Source organism: Bradyrhizobium sp. ISRA436, from assembly GCF_029910015.1.
Classification (GTDB): Bacteria; Pseudomonadota; Alphaproteobacteria; order Rhizobiales; family Xanthobacteraceae; genus Bradyrhizobium.
This window is the reverse complement of the sequence record NZ_CP094519.1, coordinates 3,654,462-3,672,989: the sequence shown is the minus strand read 5'-3', so window position 1 is coordinate 3,672,989 and position 18,528 is coordinate 3,654,462. Positions and strand designations below refer to the sequence as shown.

Here is an 18,528-nt window from a genome sequence, read left to right as displayed (position 1 = left end):
ATACGGGATCAAAACGCGCTAACGCTGCGCGATGACACCGCATCACTCCTCTTCCCAACCCGTGCACATCGTGGGCGCGGGTCTCGCCGGCTCGGAAGCCGCCTGGCAGGTCGCCAATTCCGGCGTCCATGTCGTGCTGCACGAAATGCGCCCGACCCGGATGACCGAGGCCCACCGGACCGACGGCTGCGCCGAACTGGTCTGCTCGAACTCCTTCCGCTCTGACGACGCCGCCAACAACGCGGTCGGGCTGCTACACGCCGAGATGCGGCGCCTGGGCTCGCTCATCATGCGCGCGGCCGACGCCAACCAGGTGCCCGCGGGCGGCGCGCTGGCGGTCGATCGCGACGGCTTCTCCGCTGCCGTTACCAAGGCGCTGCACGAACATCCGCAGATCGAGATCAGCCGTGAGGAAGTAGCGGGCCTGCCGCCTCACGACTGGAGCAACGTGATCATCGCGACCGGCCCCCTCACCTCGGCTCCGCTCGCGGATGCGATCAGGCAGTTGACGGACGAGAGCGCGCTGGCGTTCTTCGACGCGATCGCGCCGATCGTGCACAAGGATTCCATCGACATGTCGATCGCGTGGTTCCAGTCACGCTACGACAAGCTCGGTCCCGGAGGCACCGGCGCCGACTACATCAACTGTCCGATGTCGAAGGAGCAGTATGACGCTTTCGTCGCGGCGCTGCTCGAGGGCGAAAAGGTCGATTTCAAGGATTGGGAGACCAACACGCCCTATTTCGACGGCTGCCTGCCGGTCGAGGTGATGGCCGAGCGCGGTCCCGAAACGCTGCGCCATGGGCCGATGAAGCCGGTGGGACTGACCAATCCGCACAATCCGACCGTGAAGCCCTATGCAATCGTGCAGCTGCGGCAGGACAACCAGCTCGGCACGCTGTACAACATCGTTGGCTTCCAGACCAAGCTGAAGCATGGCGCGCAGCAGCGCGTGTTCCGAACTATCCCGGGCCTTGAGAAGGCGGAATTCGCCCGGCTCGGCGGCCTACATCGCAATACCTTCCTGAACTCGCCGAAGCTGCTCGACGCACAATTGCGCCTGCGGGCGCAGCCACGGCTGCGCTTTGCGGGACAAATGACGGGCTGCGAAGGCTACGTCGAGTCGGCTAGCGTTGGTTTGATCGCAGGGCTTTGCGCCGCCGCCGACGCGCGCGGCCGATCGCTGACGCCACCGCCGGCCACCACGGCACTGGGCGCCCTGCTCGGCCACATCACCGGCGGCCATATCGAGACGATCGAATCCGGCACACGCTCGTTCCAGCCAATGAACATCAATTTCGGCCTGTTCCCGCCGCTCGCCAGTCCGCCGACGAAGAAGCCCGACGGCTCGCGGCTACGCGGGAATGAGAAGACCGTCGCCAAGAAGCAGGCGATCAGCGCGCGGGCGCTCGCCGACCTCGATCACTGGATCGCAGACCACCTGCGCGTTGCGGCGGCGGCCTAGGAATCATGAGCCTGCCGAAAGACGACGCTGCCATCTTGTCGGCGCGATGGAGCCAGGGTGTCCTGCTCAAGCGCGACGTGTTCTCCACCGTCGAACGCGGCCGCTTCCACGCCGATGGCGGCGAGGTCGACGGCGTGCTGCGCCGGCTCGACCAGGTGCCGTTCTGGTCATTCGGCCTTGCACTGCATCTGTTTTCGCGCGAGCGCCGCGCACTGACGCTGGCGCGCGATCTCGACGTCGGCCCAAGACTGCTGTGGGCCGGCAGGCGCGCGCTGGTGCGCGGCTTCATCGACGGCGTCGCACTGCATCTGGCGAAGCCGCATGGCGACGTCGCCTATTTCCGTTCCGCCAAGGCCGCCTTGCGCAAGCTGCACCGCGCCGGCATCTGCCACAACGATCTCGCCAAGGAGCAGAACTGGCTGGTCGGCCGCGACGGCCGCGCCTACCTCACCGACTTCCAGCTCGCCGCCTGCTTCAAGACCCGCAACCGCTTGTTCCGGATCGCGGCCTATGAGGATCTGCGCCATCTGCTGAAACACAAGCGCAGCTACGCGCCGGAGGCCCTGACGCCGATGGAGCGCAAGGTGCTCGCCAAGAAGTCTGCGGTCGCCAGCATCTGGCTCAAGACCGGCAAGAAGGTCTATCAGGCGATCACGCGGGGCATCTTCAACTTCACCGACCGCGAAGGCGGCGGCCGGCGGCTGGTCAACGACGCCCCCGTGCTGGTCGACCTGATCCGCCGGAACCCCGAGGTGCGCGATACCGCGATCGTCGCCTTTGCCGATCGCCGCGTCGGCGTCGGGCTATACGCTTTCGTCGAAGCGGACCAGTCCGCGCTGGAGAAGACGCTGCGCAACGAGCTCGCGGCCGCCAAGGGCATCAAGCCGCCCGAGCATATCCAGATCGTGCACGCGCTGCCGCGCGATGCCGCCGGCAAGCCGCGCACCGAAATCCTGCAGCTCGTCGCCATGAACCAGATCGACCTGATCGAGCCGATGATGAACAGCGACGCCGATCGCGAATTCCTCAAGGACATCCTCGAACAGCGCAAGAACCTGCGCGACCGCTTCAATTTTGAAGTCGCCGAGATGGACCGGCTGTCCCGCTAGAACATCGCCCGCCGGCCCTCGACAAACGCGTCCGGAAGCCCCACTCTTGCAACGGGGCGCCACGCTCAAGGGACAGGTCTAATGCCACTCACTCGTGGCCGTATCGGAGGATATGATTCCGAACGGATGGCGTTCGGCTTCACGATGCTGGACGGCGACCAGACGGTCGAGTGCCAGATCAGCGACGCTGCGATGGACGAATTGGCCGACACCAAGGGAACGCCGAGCATCGCGCGTCAGGCCCAGTTCGTGGCGCTGCGCGACGCCATCGAGAGGATCGCATCCGACCTGTATGACGGCGGCCCAATGGTCAGGGGCGGGACGATCCGGATCTTCACGAAGCACATCCCGAAACAGCGGAGCTAGCCGCGGAAATCCTTCGCGCGCGCGGCACGCCACAGCGTCCACAGGACGCGCAATCGCGACGCCGGCTTCGGAACAAATGGATCGTTGTCCGCTCTCGTTGCCCGAACCAGGTCGCGGCGGACATGCGCGAGCGGCAGAAACACCGCCCTCACCGCGGGCGGAACGTCGGCAAGCAGCAAGAGCGCGGTCGTGAAGTGAGTTTGCGCCTCATGCGCGAGCCGGTCGACCGCCGCACGGATTTCCGGGGTCTGCTTGCGGGTAAAGACCGCTTCCATGCTGCTGCCACGCTCCTGAAGGAGTTGCAGCGGCAGGAAGAGCTGATGCCGCGCAGCATCCCGCGGCAACGCTGCGATCACCTGCGCCATCCCCTGCGCCAGACCCGCATGACGCGCGAGGTGGTCGATCTCTTCCGACGGTCGCGCGACCACGCGCGCAGCGAGCGAGAACAGCGCCGACGCGGTGTCCCCGAGATAGCCCTCGAGTGCTGCCATCGACGGCATCGGATCATTGTAGAGATCGAACTCGTGCGCCTCGACCAGGCGCGACAATGCCGAGACGGGCAAGCGGTGCTTGCGGATCGCCTGCAGCAACTCGGCTGCGACCGGATTGCCTTCGACACCGCCATGCTCTGTCCCGGCCAGCATGTCGGTCCACCATTGCAGCCGTATCTCGCCGGGCAGCGGCTGGCTCACGTGCTCATGGACACGGGAAACCTCGGCGTTGAAGGCATAGATTGCGAGCAGCGCCCGGCGCTCCGCAGCAGGCACAAACAGGGTCGAGGCATAGCGGACGAAATCATGAGTCCGCACCAGATCGGCGCAGAAGGCCGCGCCGTCCGCCGGCGCTTCTGCCTCACTCATGGCACGGCGATCAGCGCTGCCGCCACGCGCCGCCGCTCGCCGAGCATGATGTTGTAGGTGCGGATCGCGGGACCGGTCTGCATCGGGTCGAGCACCACCTGCACCGCGCGCAAGGCCTCGCGCAGGCCCTTCGGCGGCACCCAGACTTCGTTGCCGCTGCCCACGATCAGCGTGTCGATCGCATTCGCCGCCGCGAACACCTGAGCCAGCGAGTATTGGTCGATCTCCTGCGGACTGGTCACCGGCCAGGCCCAGATTCCGTCGGGCAGGCACAGCAGCGAGCCGCGGTGCGACATGTCGGCGAACGCGAAGCCACCCTTGCCGTAGGCTTCGATCGGCGCCGGCCTCGGAAGATGTGGAGCGTCCGAGGGGTTGGCCATGATCGGTTACTTCTTGACTGCCGCGTCCGGCTTTTTGGCCGGCGCATCCTGCGCGTCGCCCCGCGTAGTGTGAACACCGAGATAGATCAGGATCGGCGCCGCGATGAAGATCGAGGTATAGGTGCCGACCAGCACGACGCCGAACATCATCACCGCGGTGAAGCTGTGAATCGCCTGGCCGCCGAACAACAGCAGCGCGAGCAGCGCCAGCGTCACTGTGACGTGGGTGACAATGGAGCGCGACAGCGTCGAATTGATCGATTCGTTCAACAGCTGCGGCATCGGCATCTTCTTGTAGCGCCGCAGCATCTCACGAATACGGTCGTAGATGACGACGGTGTCGTTGAGCGAGTAGCCGAGAATCGTCAGCAGCGCCGCGATACTCGTGAGGTCGAAGTCCACCTGCGAGATCGACATGAAGCCGATCGTCAGCACGATGTCGTGGACGTTGGCGATCATCGCGCCGAGCGCGAACTGCCATTCGAAGCGGAACCAAAGATAAATCAGGATGCCGAGAATGGCGAACATCAGGCCGAGCATGCCGTAGGCCAGCAGCTCGCCGGAGACGCGCGGCCCCACCACCTCGACGCGGCGGTAGTCGACGGAATCGCCGAGCGCGCCGCGGACCTTCTGGACGGCCGCCTGCTGCGCGGCGTCGCCGCCGGGCTGCTCGGCCACGCGGATCAGGACTTCGGCCGGACCGCCGAACTGTTGCAACTGGACCTCGCCGAGGCCGAGACCGTTCAATGTCGTGCGCATCGCGGCGATGTCGGCGGTGCCGGACTTGGCCCGCACTTCCAGGAGCGTGCCGCCCTTGAAGTCGATGCCGAAATTCAGGCCATGGGTGAAGAACAGCGTGATTGCGAGGATCGAAAGCACCGCCGAGATCGGGAAGCTGATGCGGCGGAAGCGCGTGAAGTCAAAATGCGTATCGTCGGGCACGATGCGCAGCGACGGCAACAGACCGAACACCGAAACCACGGTCAGCACGGCGATCAGGACACCAAGGCCGATGAGAATATAGTGGGTCACAATAGGCCTCTCAAATCGGCACGGTTTGCGGCCGCTTCCATCGCACCCACCCCGCGACGATCAGGCGCGTCAGGGTGAACGCGGTGAACACCGTGGTGATGATGCCGATGCCGAGCGTCACGGCGAAGCCGCGCACCGGTCCGGTACCGATATAGAACAGCACCGCGGCAGCGATGAATGTGGTGATGTTGGAGTCGAGGATCGTCGCCAGCGCCCGTTTGAAGCCGGCGTCGATCGCCGAGATCGCGGTGCGCCCGCCGCGCAGCTCCTCGCGGATACGCTCGTAGATCAGCACGTTGGAGTCGACCGCGATACCGACGGTCAGCACGATGCCTGCGATGCCGGGCAGCGTCAGCGTGGCGTTGAGCAGCGAGAGCAGGCCGAAGATCATGGCGACGTTGATTGCGACCGCGATGTTGGCGAACACGCCGAACAGCCGATACGTCACCAGCATGAAGACGATGACCAGGATCGAGCCGACATAGGCCGCAAGTTCGCCCTTCTCGATCGAGTCCTGGCCGAGGCCGGGACCGACCGTGCGCTCCTCGATCACGGTCAGCGGCGCCGGCAGCGCGCCGGCGCGCATCAGGATCGCCAGATCATTGGCGGACTGCACGGTGAAATTGCCGGAAATCTGGCCCGAGCCGCCGGTGATCGGCTCGCGGATGACCGGCGCGGAGATCACCTTGTTGTCGAGCACGATGGCAAAGGGCTGGCCGACGTTCTCGCTCGTGGCCTGGGCGAATTTGCGCGCGCCTGCCGAGTTGAAACGGAAACTGACGATCGGCTCGCCGGTGCGCTGGTCGAAGCCAGGCTGCGCATCGGACAGTTCGGCGCCGGAGACCAGAACCTGCTTTTTCACAACGTAGGGCACCGGCGGCGGCGACGCGCTCATCAGCAACTCGGACTCGGGCGGCACCCGGCCCTGCTGGGCCTGGTCCGGCGAGACCGACGTGTCGACCATGCGGAATTCCATCTTCGCCGTCTTGCCGAGCAATTCCTTCAGCCGCGTCGGGTCCTGCAGGCCCGGCACCTGCACCAGGATGCGGTCGGTGCCTTGGCGCTGGATCACCGGCTCGACGGTGCCGAGCTCGTTGACGCGACGCTCGACGATCTGGATCGACTGCTCGATGGTCTGGCGGATGCGCTCGGTAACGGCGGCCTGCGGCACCGTAAGGCGGATCAGGCCGCCGCCGGCGTCCGAGACCTCGAGGCTGCGCTGGCCGCTCGAGCCTAGCAGCCCGCCGAGCGGCTGCGACAGCTCGCGCAGCTTCGACAGCGCGCTCGCCTGCTCGTTGTCCCTGGAAATGCGGACCTCGACCGCGTCGTTGCGCACGTTCAGGCCGGTGTAGCCGATCTTGGCTTCACGCAGCGCCCGCCGCACATCGTCGCGGACCTGGTCGAGCTTCTCCTTCTTCACGTAGTTGGAATCGACCTCGAGCAGCAGGTATGAGCCGCCCTGCAGGTCGAGGCCGAGCACGAGGCGACGCTGCGCCCATGCCGGCCAGCTCTTGACCTGCGCTTCCGGAAAGAAGTTCGGCACCGCGCACAGGCAGACCACCAGCGCTGTCAGGATGATCGCCAGCGCCTTCCACCGGGTGAAATACAACATCGAGTTGATCCGTCAGATTCCAAAAAAGGCGGCGCGGCAATCAGCTCGCGGACGCCTCGTCCTTGGCGTCGCCCTTCGCCGGCTCACCCTTGGCGCGCACGCCGGAGATCATTTGCCGCATCTGCCGCACGCGCACGCCATCCGAAATCTCGAATTCGATCTGGTCGTCGTCGACCACCTTGGTGACCTTGCCGACGAGGCCGCCCGAGGTCACCACCGTGTCGCCGCGGCGGATGTTCTTCACCAGATCGGCGTGGTCGCGGACCTTCTTCTGCTGCGGGCGCAGAATCAGGAAATACATGATGACGAAGATCAGCGCGAATGGCAGCAGCGACATCAACATGCTGTTGGCATCACCACCGGCTCCGGCAGCCTGGGCAAAGGCAGGAGTAATCAGCATTCGGGCAATCCTCGGTAAGACGGAGAAGGACCGGCAACGCCCTCTGGTCCTTTGGGCGGTATGGCGGTCCGGGCAAATTCGCGCGGACTATAGCGGCAGCGGTCCCAATTGCAACGTTAACGGCCCTTCATTTAGGCGGCTTGCGGGAGGAGCGCCAGCCCGATAAGGCTGCGCCGTCAGGAACTGGAAAAATGCCGAAAAAAGCCAAGAAAACTGCCAGCAGAACTCCGTCCAAAACTGCCGCCAAAACACCGGCAAAAGCCGCGACAAATCGCCCGGCAAAGGCGCTCGATGGTGCAACCGCCGAGCGGATCGCGAGCGCTCTGGAGACCATTGCCAGCCGTCTCGCCGCGGCCGCCCCGGCCTCCGATCCGGCCGAGGCGCTTGGCGCAGCCGATGCCTTTGTCTGGCACCCCGACGGCCGCCTCGCCCCGGTCCCGCGCGTCAGCCGCGTCGAGATCGGCCTGCTCAAGGGCGTCGACCGGATGCGCGATATCCTGATGGAGAACACCGAGCGCTTCGCCAACGGACTGCCCGCCAACAACGCTTTGCTGTGGGGCGCGCGGGGCATGGGCAAGTCCTCGCTGGTGAAGGCCGCGCACGCGACCCTCAACCGCGACCGCAAGCCGGCCGACCGACTGAAGCTGATCGAGATCCACCGCGAGGACATCGAGAGCCTGCCCGGCCTGATGGAGCTTTTGCGCAGCTCGCCGTTCCGCTTCATCGTGTTCTGCGACGACCTCTCCTTCGACGGCAACGACGCCTCCTACAAGTCGCTGAAGGCGGTGCTGGAAGGCGGTATTGAGGGGCGCCCCGATAACGCCATCCTCTATGCCACATCGAACCGGCGGCATCTGCTCGCACGCGAGATGATCGAGAATGAGCGCTCGACCGCGATCAATCCCGGCGAAGCGGTTGAGGAAAAGGTGTCGCTGTCGGATCGCTTCGGCCTCTGGCTCGGCTTCCATCGCTGCAGCCAGGACGAGTATTTGGCGATGGTGAAGGGCTATTGCGACCATTTCGGTATCAAGATCGCCGACGACGAGCTCGAGCGCGAGGCGCTCGAATGGTCGACCACACGCGGCTCGCGCTCCGGCCGCGTCGCCTGGCAATTTACGCAGGAACTGGCCGGACGGCTCGGCGTTCGGCTGAGCGGGACCTAGCGGGGGCGCAATTCACGCGATCTCGCGCGGCCTTCTGATTCGGCTCGGCTTGAGTACGCTGGATTCATGCCGGCCGCCCCAAATGCAACTGAGAGACGATGTGGCGAGTGCGCCGCCTGCTGCGGCGGCTGGCTGAAAATCCAGATCCAGGACCACGACGTCTATCCGGGGCATCCCTGCCCGTTCAGCGGCGCTGGCAAATGCGCGATCTATGACGCGCGCCCGGTCGACCCTTGCCGAAATTTCGTCTGCGGCTGGCTTGCTCCGACAAGTCCGCTGCCCGAGTGATGCGGCCCGACAGGTCGCATCTGATCTTTCTTCCGGCCAGCTTCACATGGCGGACCATTCCCGTCGATGTCGCGGTCGCCATCGGCGCGCGCCCGAAGGCAAAAGCGCGCGCGTGGCTCGAAGCCTTCAGCCGCGACGCGCAGAGACCTCTGCTGCTGCAGGCGGACGGCGAATGGCAGGCCCATGGGCCGCCCGATTTCCTGCGCGACATGGTCGAGCGCCTCGCCGGCGGCGGCGATCCCTGGCGGTAATCCAAGGCCCCTCGCGGCGTCGGGATCGACGCATAAGCCAGACGCCACGTGGCATTCAACATGCCAAATGCATCGATTGATCTTGCGTCGCACCTATAATTTGTCAGCTTTGCTGTCACATTACTGTGGCAACGAAATAATTCGTAGTTTCAATAAGTTAAAAGATCCACGAATTTTATTCCCGCATCACGCCTGCGACAATTTGATGCACCGCAATAGTAATATAGTACCTTTTTATCACAGACCATCTTTATCTTCGTGATCCATCTCGCGTCCATGTATTTGGTATTTGGTATACATTACCGTTTCTCCCCGTTTGCGGCCCTCGGCACCCCGCCGAGGTGGTTTGGCAAACGGGGGGAACATCAGATGAAGAAGGGACTTCTCGCGGGAACCGCGTACACGGCGATTTGCCTCGCTCTCACGCAACAGCCGATGCGGGCGGCAACACTCGACGACGTGATGGCACGTCTGGATGCACTCGAACGAAACAACGCGAAACTTGCCAAGGAGAACGCGCAGCTACGGGATCGCGTCAATCACATCACGAGCCGGCCGGCGCCGGCCACAGCAACCGCCTCGGCCCCAAAGGGCAACCCCGTGCAGCATGCGGCCGTCGCCCCCTCCCCGGCCCCGGCACCCGAGCACGCAATCGTCAGCATCGGCGGCGCGCCAATCTACAGCAAGGCGCCAGGCAGCAATCCCTTCATCGACAACACCACCGTCACCCTGTACGGGCACGTGGATCTGTCGGGCGACGTCTTCAACGCCGGCGTCTTCGATCAAGGCACCAAGTTCGGAGTCGCGAGCAACCTCTCCTATTTCGGCGTTCGCGCGCGACACAATCTCGCACCTTACGGCTTCCCGGGATGGGCCGCGATCGCGCAATTCGAATCTCTCGTCGAAGTCGCCGCGGTCCCGACCGAGCGCGCCGCGTTTGGTACGCGCGACAGCTTCATCGGCATGGAAACCCCGTGGGGCACAATCAAGGCCGGCAAGGCCGATACGCCCTACAAGAGATCGACTTCAAAGTTCGATCCATTCTCGGCAACACTGGGCGACTATAACTCGATCATGGGCAACACCGGCGGTGATCTGCGCGCCGAGTTCGATTGGCGTGCGGCGCACGCCGTCTGGTACGAGTCACCGGTCTGGAACGGCTTCCAGGCAACCGTGATGGTGTCGCCCGGACAGAACACGGCAAGGGATAACAGCGACTTCGCGCTCGGCGACTTCAACTGCCCCGGCACGTCGGCACGCGGCAGCGGCAGCGGCTTCCCGTTGACCTCGGCACCGGAGGGCTGCACCGACGGCTCATATGGCAACCTCTACAGCGCGTTGCTGGCCTATAATCGGGGACCATTTACGGCCGTTGCCGCCTACGAGATGCATGAAGGCACCAACCGCACCGGCGACGAGGCCATCACGCCGCTCAGCAATGGTGGCGTGCTGATCGTGCCGCCGGGAGCTGTCGGCATCGCCAACGAATGGGCTGCGAAGCTCGGCGCCGGCTACGGCTTCAACGACGGCATCGGCAAGCTGCAGCTCTACGGCATCTATGAGATCCTGCGGCGCGAGCACACCGTTGCCGATTTCAACGAGCGGTCACGCGACGGCTACTTCGTCAGCGCCACGCAGTCCGTCGGCGCCTGGGACGTCAGCGCGTCCTGGGCTCACGCCAATGCGTCGCCCGGTTCGCCGGGGACCGGCGTGTTCAATACCTACACCGTCACTCCGCCGGCGGGCTCGGCTGATTTTGCGCTCAACTCGGTCGACAGCAGCGCCGATCAGTACGCAGCTGGGGTGAAATATCACTTCAGCCCGTTCGCGAGCTGGTACCTCGTCGGCAGCTTCCTGCGCAACGGCCCCGGCGCACACTACTGCCTGGGTGCAAGCGGCCACGGCTACGCCGTCTGCGGACGCGATGCCAACAACAACGTGGTCGCCGGCAACAAGGCCAAGGCGGTCACGACTGGCCTGACGTTCGACTTCTAACTCAAAACAGGACGGGGAGGCTTCACGCCTCCCCGTCGCGCGCGTTCACAATGTGATGGTCTCAGGCTATGCGCCGTTGAGGAATTGCAGCGGATCGACCGGCGACGAGCCCTTGCGGATTTCGAAGTGGAGCTGCGGCGAGCCCACCTCACCCGACTGTCCCGACTTGGCGATCACCTGGCCGCGCTTGATGGTGTCTCCGCGCTTCACCAGCAGCTCGCTCGCATGGGCATAGGCCGTGACGTAGCCGTTCGGGTGGCGGATCAGCACTAGGTTGCCGTAGCCCTTCAACTCGTTGCCCGAATAGGCGACGACGCCGTCCTCGGCAGCCTTTACCGGCGTGCCCTCGGGCACCGCGACGTTGATGCCGTCATTGACCTTGCCGTTGGTCTTGGTGCCGTAAGCGGTGATGACCTTGCCGCGCACCGGCCAGCGGAACGTCGGCAATGCGCCGGTTGCTTCGCTCGATTTGACCGCGGGGGTCTCCGCGGCGGCCGCCGGCTGTTCGACGTTCGCGGTCGGCTGGACCAGCCGCGCGCTTTGCTGCGGCTGCGCGGTCGCAACGACCTTCGGGACGGCAAGTGCGGGGACCGGAGCCGGCGCTACCGCCGCAACGGCCGGCGCGGCCGCGGCGGTTTTCGCGCCCGGCACCATCAGCTTCATGCCCAGGCTGAGCCTGGCCGACTGGTCGAGATTGTTGGCCCGAGCCAGCTCCACCACCGAGATGTGGTGCTGGCGCGCGATGCTGTGCAGCGTGTCACCGCGATTGACGTAGTAGACGCCGGCGGGAGCAGCCGCCACGGCAACCGGCTTGGTGGCCGGCGCGGCCATCGCGGTCGCGGTCGAGCGCGGGATGATCAGCTGCTGACCGGGCGACAGCGCGCGCGGTCCCTTGTAGCCGTTGGCGCGCAGGATCTCGGCGGTCGAGACATGATAGCGCTTTGCCAGCACCTCCAGCGTGTCGCTGGTGCCGACGATGATGGTGGTGCCGTTGTGCGCAGCCGCGACCGAATGCGGAACGGCGCCGGTGGCTTCGATCTGCGGGCGCGCCGGCGGCGGCGCATAGGACGCGATCCCGCGCCCTCCTCCGGAGACGCCACTGGACACCGGATAGGACTGCGGCGCCGACACCGGCGGCGGCAATGGCTGCGACTGGTACTGCGGATATTGCGAGTGCGGCCGCGCATATTGCGGCAGCTCGCGCGGCGGCGCCTGCACTGCGCCCGTCGGCTGCGGATCGAAGGCGAAGGGATTTTGCGAGTAAGAGCTTTGCGAGAAGCGCGACGACATGTCGGCGCTGCAGCCGGCAAAGGCGACGGACATCAGCGCCAGCACCGCGACCTGCGGCGCGCGACGCGAGCGAAGCAACTCAACAACACTCGACATGGTTACTCACTCGTACGCAACTAACGACTGTTTTGAGTAAACACGTGCCGAGTAAATAACGGCTTAACCCTGGGAATAAGATCTTGGCGGCAAGCGGCAATCCGCAATTCTACAGCTCGCGTGCAATCCCAGGCAGCGCCGGCACGAAGCGCACGTCGACCAATTCCTTGCGGTCGAATCCGGTCTCCGTGCGCACCACGCGGAGCAGGGTCTGGGTGCCGTGATGCGGTCCGACCGGGGCGATCAGGACACCGCTGGGCTCCAGCCGTTCCATCAGCTTCTCCGGGATCTGCTCCATCGCCGCGGTCACGATGATGCGGTCGAAACCGCCGGCGCCGGCCGGCACGTCGAAGCCGTCCCCGAGCAGCACCTCGACGTTGTAATAGCCGAGCTTTTCGAGCCGCTTGCGGGCGCTATCGGCCAGCGTCCGGTAGCGCTCGATGGTCAGCACCTGCCGGCACAGCCGGGACAGGATGGCCGCCTGGTAGCCGGACCCGGTGCCGATTTCGAGCACGCGATGGTCCTTCTTGAGCTGGAGTTGCTCGGTCATATAGGCGACCACGAAGGGCTGGCTGATGGTCTGCCCGCAGGCGATCGCAAGCGCGCTGTCGCGATAGGCCTCGTCGCGATCACGCGGCTCGACGAAGTCCTCGCGCGGCACCTCTTCCATGGCCCGCAGCACGGCCAGGTCGCTGATCCCGCGCCGCCGCAGGGTCAGCTGAAACTTCATTTTCTCGGGCGGATCTGGGTTCACGGCCATTACTCATCAGCATCTGTGGGCAGCAATCCGGGGTATTTCAAACAACTTCATGCCATTGGAATTAGAAATGCCACGTTAAGGAAAAATTTCCCCTCATTGCTGTTCCCGATCCGGAACCATGGCCATTTTCTCATTTGCGAGCGCGGCAACTGTCCCCATATGATCAACAGCGCGATCGAACCTCGAACGCGAAGCGGATCCCGCGGGGCCTGCCGTCGATGAAGCAGGCTATCAGTCCCTCCGAGCTTGCCATGCTGGACAAGGCGGACTTGGGCAACCGCACGATACGCTGCTGTACGCCGGAAAGGCAGCAATTCCCAAACGTTTGCGTTGCACCTTTTGATGTTATTTGCGAGCTTTGTTCTGGGACGGGCAAGGATTCCATCATGACAGCGACACGGCCGGCGGGCTGTTCAGTTTTCCTCGTAGAGGACGAGGTCATGATCCGGATGATGGTCGCCGACATGCTGGAGGAACTCGGCCATAGCGTCGCGGCCGAAGCCGGCGAAATCGGCGAAGCGGTCAAGCTTGCGCAATCCACCGAATTCGATCTCGCGATCCTCGACGTCAACGTCAACGGCAAGGTGATCACTCCCGTCGCCGAGCTGATCAACGCACGCAACCGCCCCTTTATTTTCGCGACCGGCTATGGGTCCTCGGGCCTGCCTCCGGAATATCGCGACCGCCCGGCGCTGCAGAAACCGTTCCAGCTCGAAACGCTGGCGCAGGTGATCTCCAGCGCGATGAAGGGCGCGCCGGTCTAAGTCTCAGCACAATACGTAGCCGGGATGAAGCGCAGCGCAATCCGGGAAGCCCGGCGAGCTGCGTGCAACACGGATTTCACGGAGCCTGTCATCGGACACGCGTTCGCGCGACCGGTTACCTTCATCCGGGCCACACGGTACTACTTCAGCGTCGTCGTCAATGTTTCCGAGAACGCCTCGTCGGTGCGGTCGAGCCGCAGCGGCGTCACCGAGACATAGTGCGCGGCAAGCGCGGCGAGATCGGTGCCCTCCGCCGGCGTATCCATCATCGCGGCGCGCTCGAAGCCGATCCAGAAATACGGATTGCCGCGCCCGTCGTGGCGGCGATCGATCTTGAGGAAACCAAGATTGCGCTTGCCCTGCCGGGTGATGCGGATGCCCTTGACATCGTCGGGCATGCAGGACGGGAAGTTGACGTTGACGACGGTGTTCTTCGGGATGCCCGCTGCGAGCACCTTGCGCACGATATCTGGTCCGAATTTTAGCGCGGTCTCCCATAGCGGCTTGTCGCGCGTATCGAGGCTGAATTCCTGCGACAGCGCAAACGAGGGCAATCCGAGAATGGTGCCTTCCAGCGCCCCGGCGATGGTTCCGGAATAGACCACATCCTCGGCGACGTTGCGGCCCTTGTTGACGCCGCTGAGCACGAGGTCGGGCAGCTTCTCGCCGAGAATATAGCGCGCGCCCATGATGACGCAGTCGGTCGGCGTGCCGCGCACCGCGAAGTGCCGCGGGCCGACCTCGCGCAGGCGCAGCGGATCGTTGAGCGACAGTGAATGCGAGACGCCTGACTGGTCGAGCTCGGGCGCGACGATCCAGACATCGTCCGACAGGGCCCGCGCGATCTGCTCGACGACCTTCAGGCCGGGAGCGTGGATGCCGTCATCATTGGTGCAGAGAATTCGCATCCGTCAAAGTGCCTTTGTTCTGATTCAACGCGGTTTTCTTGAGCTGACGGGCCGTCTTAACCGGCTAGGGCCGCGGAGGCAAACCCGGCAAAGTCCCGTGCCAGCGGGTCAATCGGGCGCGCCAGGGACGAACGAATCTGGCGCTGCCGGCGATCTTGCGCTTGAACACCGGCCACTCCGGCCTGGGCCGCGCGAAATCCGAGGGGCTAACCTCCAACGTGATGCGTCGCAAGGATGCCGGCTGCGGCAAGTCCGGCGCGGCCTGTGCCACCTTCGATGCTTCGGGCTTGGGAGGTTCGTGTCTCGCAGGTTCGAGCTTGGGCGCGACTGCGGCCACATCGATCGGCTTGGCGGCGACCGATTTTGCGACGGGCCCAATCGCAGACATATCGACTGGTGTTGCGACAGGCGCAACCACAGGCTCGTCGACCGGTTTCGCTTCCGTTGAGACCGCGGGCTCTTCGACCGGTCTCGGGGCGGGCGCAACCGCCGCCGACCTCGCCTTCAGCCGAGCCAGCAGTTCCTCAAGCGTCGGCCCCGAGGGCAGCTCGGCCGGAGGACGCGTCGCAGGCGGCGCTGGCTGCGGCGGCGATGCGGCTGGCGTGGACGGCGGCGTGACGCCGGTGGGCGCCGCATGGGCGAACCGGGCTCGCGCTATCTCGAGCGCCTTGTCGAAGTCCGAGCGGTTGATCCAGGCCTTTCCCTGCATCGCCTCGATCACGCCCGCTTCCCACAAGCGGGCGACCTCGATGTCGTAGTAGCCCATCTGCTTCTGATTGATCAGCTGCAGTCCGTGGCCCGTGACGGCCCATTGGCGACCAAGCCAGTGGATGTCACAGTGGAGTGGCATCGCACTGGCTCCGCCTTACATGCCGTGCTCGATGACCTTGAGCCCGCCCATATAGGGCTGGAGCACATCGGGCACCGCGATTGAACCGTCCTGCTGCTGATAGGTCTCCATCACGGCGATCAGCGCGCGTCCGACCGCGGTGCCCGAGCCGTTCAGCGTGTGCACGAAGCGCGGCTTGCCGTCAGGGCCGCGATAGCGCGCATCCATGCGGCGCGCCTGGAAATCGCCGCACACCGAGCAGCTCGAGATCTCGCGATAGGCGCCGCCGTCCCCCTGCCCCGGCATCCACACCTCGATGTCGTAGGTTTTCTGCGCCGAGAAGCCCATGTCGCCGGCGCACAGCGTCATCACGCGATAATGCAGGTCGAGGCGGCGCAGCACCTCTTCCGCGCAGGCCAGCATGCGTTCGAGCTCGTCCTTGCTGGCTTCGGGCGTGGTGATCGAGACCAGCTCGACCTTGGTGAACTGGTGCTGCCGGATCATGCCGCGGGTATCACGGCCTGCCGCGCCGGCCTCCGCGCGGAAGCACGGCGTCAGTGCCGTCAGCCGCATCGGCAGCTCTTTCTCGTCGAGGATGGATTCGCGCGCGAGATTGGTCAGCGAGACCTCTGCGGTCGGAATGAGACCGAGGCGCTCGCTGCGCAGATCGGCGCCCGGCGCCGACAGCAACTCACCCTTGATCGCCCAGAACTGGTCGTCCTCGAATTTCGGCAATTGGCCGGTGCCGAACATCACGGCATCGCGCACCAGGAGCGGCGGATTGATCTCGGTATAGCCGTGATCGTTGGTATGGAGATCGAGCATGAACTGCCCGATCGCGCGCTCGAGCCGCGCCAGCCCCTTCTTCAGCACGACGAAGCGCGCGCCGGACAGCTTTGCCGCCGCCTCGAAATCCATGTAGCCGAGCGCACCGCCGAGATCGTCATGCGGCTTCGGTGCGAAGCCATAGTCGCGCTTCTTGCCGAACACATGGTGCTGCACGTTGCCGTGCTCGTCGGTGCCGTCGGGCACGTCGTCGAGCGGCAGATTGGGAATCGAGGATAGCTCCTTGGCGAGCTCCTCATCGGCCGTCTTCGCGGCAGCCTCGAGCTCGGGCATCGTGGTCTTGAGCTCGGCAACCTCGGCCATCAGCTTGGCGGCGCGCGCCTCGTCCTTCACCTTCTTGGCGTCGCCGATCTCCTTCGAGGCCGCATTGCGCCGCGCCTGGGCCTGCTCCGACGCCAGGATCGCGGCACGGCGCTTCTCGTCGATCGCGAGCAGCGACGGCGACAAGGCCTTAAGTCCACGGCGCTTCAGGCCGGCGTCGAAGGCTGTCGGGTTGTCGCGGATCGCTTTGATGTCGTGCATGGTGGTCGGAGTCCTGACGTCTCATTTTCACGGAATGCCGAACGTCAACATTCCATGGAGCGCCACCCACTAGCACACCCGTCATCGCCCGCGAAGGCGGGCGATCCAGTATTCCAGAGACGTCCGGGATCGTTCGAGAGGCTGCTGGATACCCCGCTTTCGCGGGGTATGGACACCGAATGTGTGGCTTAAACCACCCCTATTCGGCCGGATTGGCCGCCGGCGGAGCTCCCGACGACGAAGACGAGGCTGCGGCGGCCGCCGCAGCCTTCTTCTCCACCATCCGTACGGCGATGATGGCGCCCTCGTAGAGCGCGAGCAGAGGGATCGCCAGCGACGACTGGCTCAGCACGTCCGGCGGCGTCAGCACGGCCGCGATGATGAAGGCGACGACGATGAAATAGCGGCGCTTCTCCTTCAGCATCTTCGAGGTGACGATGCCGACGCGCCCCAGCAGCGTCAGGATCACAGGAAGCTGGAATGCGATGCCGAAGGCGAAGATCAGCGACATCATCAGCGACAGATATTCGCCGACCTTCGGCAACAGCGCGATCTGCGCGGTTTCCGCTCCGCCAGCCTGCTGCATCCCGAGCGAGAAGCGGATCAGCATCGGCAGCACCACGAAATAGACCAGCATCGCGCCGAGCACGAAGAAGATCGGCGTCGCGATCAAATACGGCAGGAAGGCGTTGCGCTCGTGACGGTAGAGGCCAGGCGCGACGAATTTGTAGATCTGGGTCGCAACGATCGGGAACGAGATGAAGCCGGCGCCGAACAGCGCGAGCTTGAGCTGGGTGATGAAATATTCCAGCAGCGCCGTGTAGATGAACTTCGAATTCTCCGGTCCCGCCACCCACACGAACGGCCACACCAGAACGTTGTAGATCTGTTTGGCGAAGAAGAAGCAGAAGATGAAGGCCACGCCGAAACCGAGCAGCGCCTTGATCAGGCGCGCGCGCAGCTCGATCAGGTGATCCATCAAGGGGGCCTTGCTGGCCTCGATGTCTTCGGCACTCATGACGCTTTGGCGTCCTTTAAGAGGTCGGGTTTCGCCGCCGCCACGTCCTGCGGCGCCGGTGGCGGCTGCACCTCGTTGGTGACCGCAAGCGGCTCACTGGTCGCGGCGTGCGCCTCGGCCTCGACAAAGGTCTCCGGCGTCGGCACGGCCGGCGTTGTCGGCGTCACCGGCGCATCGCTCGTCGATGTCGCCGGCGCATCGATCGCGGACGCCACCTGCGCATCCACAGGCTTGTCGATCTGCAGGGCGTCGCTGACGTCCTTTTGCAGCGAGGTCATGATGTTGCCGCTGGTGAGCCCGGTCGCGGCTTCCCTGACCTCGTCAAAACTCTTCTTGAGGTCGGCCATTTCGGCCTCGCGCATGGCTTCCTGGAATTGCCCCTGGAATTCGGCCGCCATCCTGCGGGCCTTGCCCATCCATTGCCCGACCATGCGCAGCACGCCCGGCAGTTCCTTCGGGCCGATGGCGATCAGCGCGACAACCGCGATGACGACCAGTTCACTCCACCCGATATCGAACATGAATTCTTCCGCCTAAGCGCGCCGCTATGGCCTCATCCGCCCTAACAGGATTT

General features: G+C 64.7%; 19 protein-coding genes. 7 read left to right on the top strand and 12 right to left on the bottom strand.

What is annotated here, in order from left to right:
• Positions 1-31: 31 nt before the first annotated feature.
• The 3 genes from trmFO to MTX23_RS17395 all read left to right on the top strand — a co-directional run bounded on the left by trmFO (position 32) and on the right by MTX23_RS17395 (position 2,940).
• Complete coding sequence (trmFO, locus tag MTX23_RS17405; protein ID WP_280977891.1) at positions 32-1,465, top strand: methylenetetrahydrofolate--tRNA-(uracil(54)-C(5))-methyltransferase (FADH(2)-oxidizing) TrmFO; 1,434 nt, start codon at positions 32-34, stop codon at positions 1,463-1,465.
• A 5-nt stretch (positions 1,466-1,470) separates the two neighbouring features.
• Positions 1,471-2,574 (top strand): serine/threonine protein kinase, encoded by a 1,104-nt coding sequence (locus tag MTX23_RS17400; RefSeq protein WP_280977890.1) that lies wholly within the window; start codon positions 1,471-1,473, stop codon positions 2,572-2,574.
• Between the two features lie 81 nt (positions 2,575-2,655).
• On the top strand, positions 2,656-2,940 hold the full coding sequence (locus MTX23_RS17395) for a DUF1488 family protein (RefSeq protein ID WP_280977889.1): 285 nt from the start codon (positions 2,656-2,658) through the stop codon (positions 2,938-2,940).
• On the opposite strand, the gene MTX23_RS17390 is transcribed toward MTX23_RS17395, so the two are convergent.
• The 5 genes from MTX23_RS17390 to yajC are packed head-to-tail and all read right to left on the bottom strand — an operon-like array spanning position 2,937 to position 7,224.
• Positions 2,937-3,800: a squalene/phytoene synthase family protein gene (locus MTX23_RS17390; RefSeq protein ID WP_280977888.1), complete on the bottom strand. Its 864-nt coding sequence runs from the start codon at positions 3,798-3,800 to the stop codon at positions 2,937-2,939. The two genes, MTX23_RS17395 and MTX23_RS17390, sit on opposite strands and share 4 nt — an antisense overlap.
• Positions 3,797-4,180: an Mth938-like domain-containing protein gene (locus tag MTX23_RS17385; RefSeq protein WP_280977887.1), complete on the bottom strand. Its 384-nt coding sequence runs from the start codon at positions 4,178-4,180 to the stop codon at positions 3,797-3,799. The genes MTX23_RS17390 and MTX23_RS17385 overlap by 4 nt, the downstream gene beginning before the upstream one ends.
• Positions 4,181-4,186: 6 nt before the next feature.
• On the bottom strand, positions 4,187-5,212 hold the full coding sequence (gene secF / locus MTX23_RS17380) for a protein translocase subunit SecF (protein ID WP_280977886.1): 1,026 nt from the start codon (positions 5,210-5,212) through the stop codon (positions 4,187-4,189).
• 10 nt (positions 5,213-5,222) lie between these two features.
• Positions 5,223-6,824, bottom strand: coding sequence for a protein translocase subunit SecD (gene secD, locus MTX23_RS17375; RefSeq protein ID WP_280977885.1), 1,602 nt, complete (start codon positions 6,822-6,824; stop codon positions 5,223-5,225).
• Positions 6,825-6,864: 40 nt separating this feature from the next.
• Positions 6,865-7,224 carry a preprotein translocase subunit YajC gene (gene yajC, locus MTX23_RS17370; RefSeq protein ID WP_280977884.1) on the bottom strand — a complete coding sequence of 120 codons (360 nt, stop codon included), beginning with the start codon at positions 7,222-7,224 and terminating at the stop codon, positions 6,865-6,867.
• Positions 7,225-7,415: 191 nt separating this feature from the next.
• Here yajC and MTX23_RS17365 point away from each other — a divergent pair, with 191 nt between their 5' ends.
• The 3 genes from MTX23_RS17365 (at position 7,416) to MTX23_RS17355 (ending at position 10,921) form a co-directional block, all read left to right on the top strand.
• Positions 7,416-8,387, top strand: coding sequence for an ATP-binding protein (locus MTX23_RS17365; protein WP_280977883.1), 972 nt, complete (start codon positions 7,416-7,418; stop codon positions 8,385-8,387).
• Positions 8,388-8,620: 233 nt separating this feature from the next.
• The gene (locus MTX23_RS17360) at positions 8,621-8,926 is read left to right on the top strand and encodes a hypothetical protein (protein ID WP_280977882.1); all 306 of its coding nucleotides are present in this window, start codon (positions 8,621-8,623) and stop codon (positions 8,924-8,926) included.
• A 369-nt stretch (positions 8,927-9,295) separates the two neighbouring features.
• On the top strand, positions 9,296-10,921 hold the full coding sequence (locus tag MTX23_RS17355) for a porin (RefSeq protein ID WP_280977881.1): 1,626 nt from the start codon (positions 9,296-9,298) through the stop codon (positions 10,919-10,921).
• A gap of 66 nt (positions 10,922-10,987) precedes the next feature.
• On the opposite strand, the gene MTX23_RS17350 is transcribed toward MTX23_RS17355, so the two are convergent.
• Both MTX23_RS17350 and MTX23_RS17345 read right to left on the bottom strand, forming a co-directional pair.
• Entirely contained in the window at positions 10,988-12,307 is a 1,320-nt protein-coding gene (locus MTX23_RS17350) for a peptidoglycan DD-metalloendopeptidase family protein (protein ID WP_280977880.1), read from the bottom strand.
• 109 nt (positions 12,308-12,416) lie between these two features.
• A complete protein-coding gene (locus tag MTX23_RS17345; protein ID WP_280977879.1) occupies positions 12,417-13,067 on the bottom strand; it encodes a protein-L-isoaspartate(D-aspartate) O-methyltransferase in 651 nt (216 codons plus the stop codon).
• A 386-nt stretch (positions 13,068-13,453) separates the two neighbouring features.
• Between MTX23_RS17345 and MTX23_RS17340 the strand changes: the two genes are divergently transcribed.
• Positions 13,454-13,831 (top strand): response regulator, encoded by a 378-nt coding sequence (locus tag MTX23_RS17340; protein ID WP_280977878.1) that lies wholly within the window; start codon positions 13,454-13,456, stop codon positions 13,829-13,831.
• 140 nt (positions 13,832-13,971) lie between these two features.
• Here the strand turns inward: MTX23_RS17340 and surE are convergent, their stop codons facing one another.
• The 5 genes from surE to tatB form a co-directional block, all read right to left on the bottom strand.
• A complete protein-coding gene (gene surE / locus MTX23_RS17335) occupies positions 13,972-14,739 on the bottom strand; it encodes a 5'/3'-nucleotidase SurE (protein WP_280977877.1) in 768 nt (255 codons plus the stop codon).
• Between the two features lie 64 nt (positions 14,740-14,803).
• The gene (locus MTX23_RS17330) at positions 14,804-15,589 is read right to left on the bottom strand and encodes a hypothetical protein (protein ID WP_280977876.1); all 786 of its coding nucleotides are present in this window, start codon (positions 15,587-15,589) and stop codon (positions 14,804-14,806) included.
• 15 nt (positions 15,590-15,604) lie between these two features.
• Complete coding sequence (gene serS, locus MTX23_RS17325; RefSeq protein ID WP_280977875.1) at positions 15,605-16,936, bottom strand: serine--tRNA ligase; 1,332 nt, start codon at positions 16,934-16,936, stop codon at positions 15,605-15,607.
• A 199-nt stretch (positions 16,937-17,135) separates the two neighbouring features.
• Positions 17,136-17,954 (bottom strand): twin-arginine translocase subunit TatC, encoded by an 819-nt coding sequence (gene tatC, locus MTX23_RS17320; RefSeq protein ID WP_280977874.1) that lies wholly within the window; start codon positions 17,952-17,954, stop codon positions 17,136-17,138.
• Positions 17,951-18,475 (bottom strand): Sec-independent protein translocase protein TatB, encoded by a 525-nt coding sequence (tatB, locus tag MTX23_RS17315; protein ID WP_280977873.1) that lies wholly within the window; start codon positions 18,473-18,475, stop codon positions 17,951-17,953. Before tatB ends, tatC begins: the two co-directional genes overlap by 4 nt.
• Between the last annotated feature and the right edge of the window lie 53 nt (positions 18,476-18,528).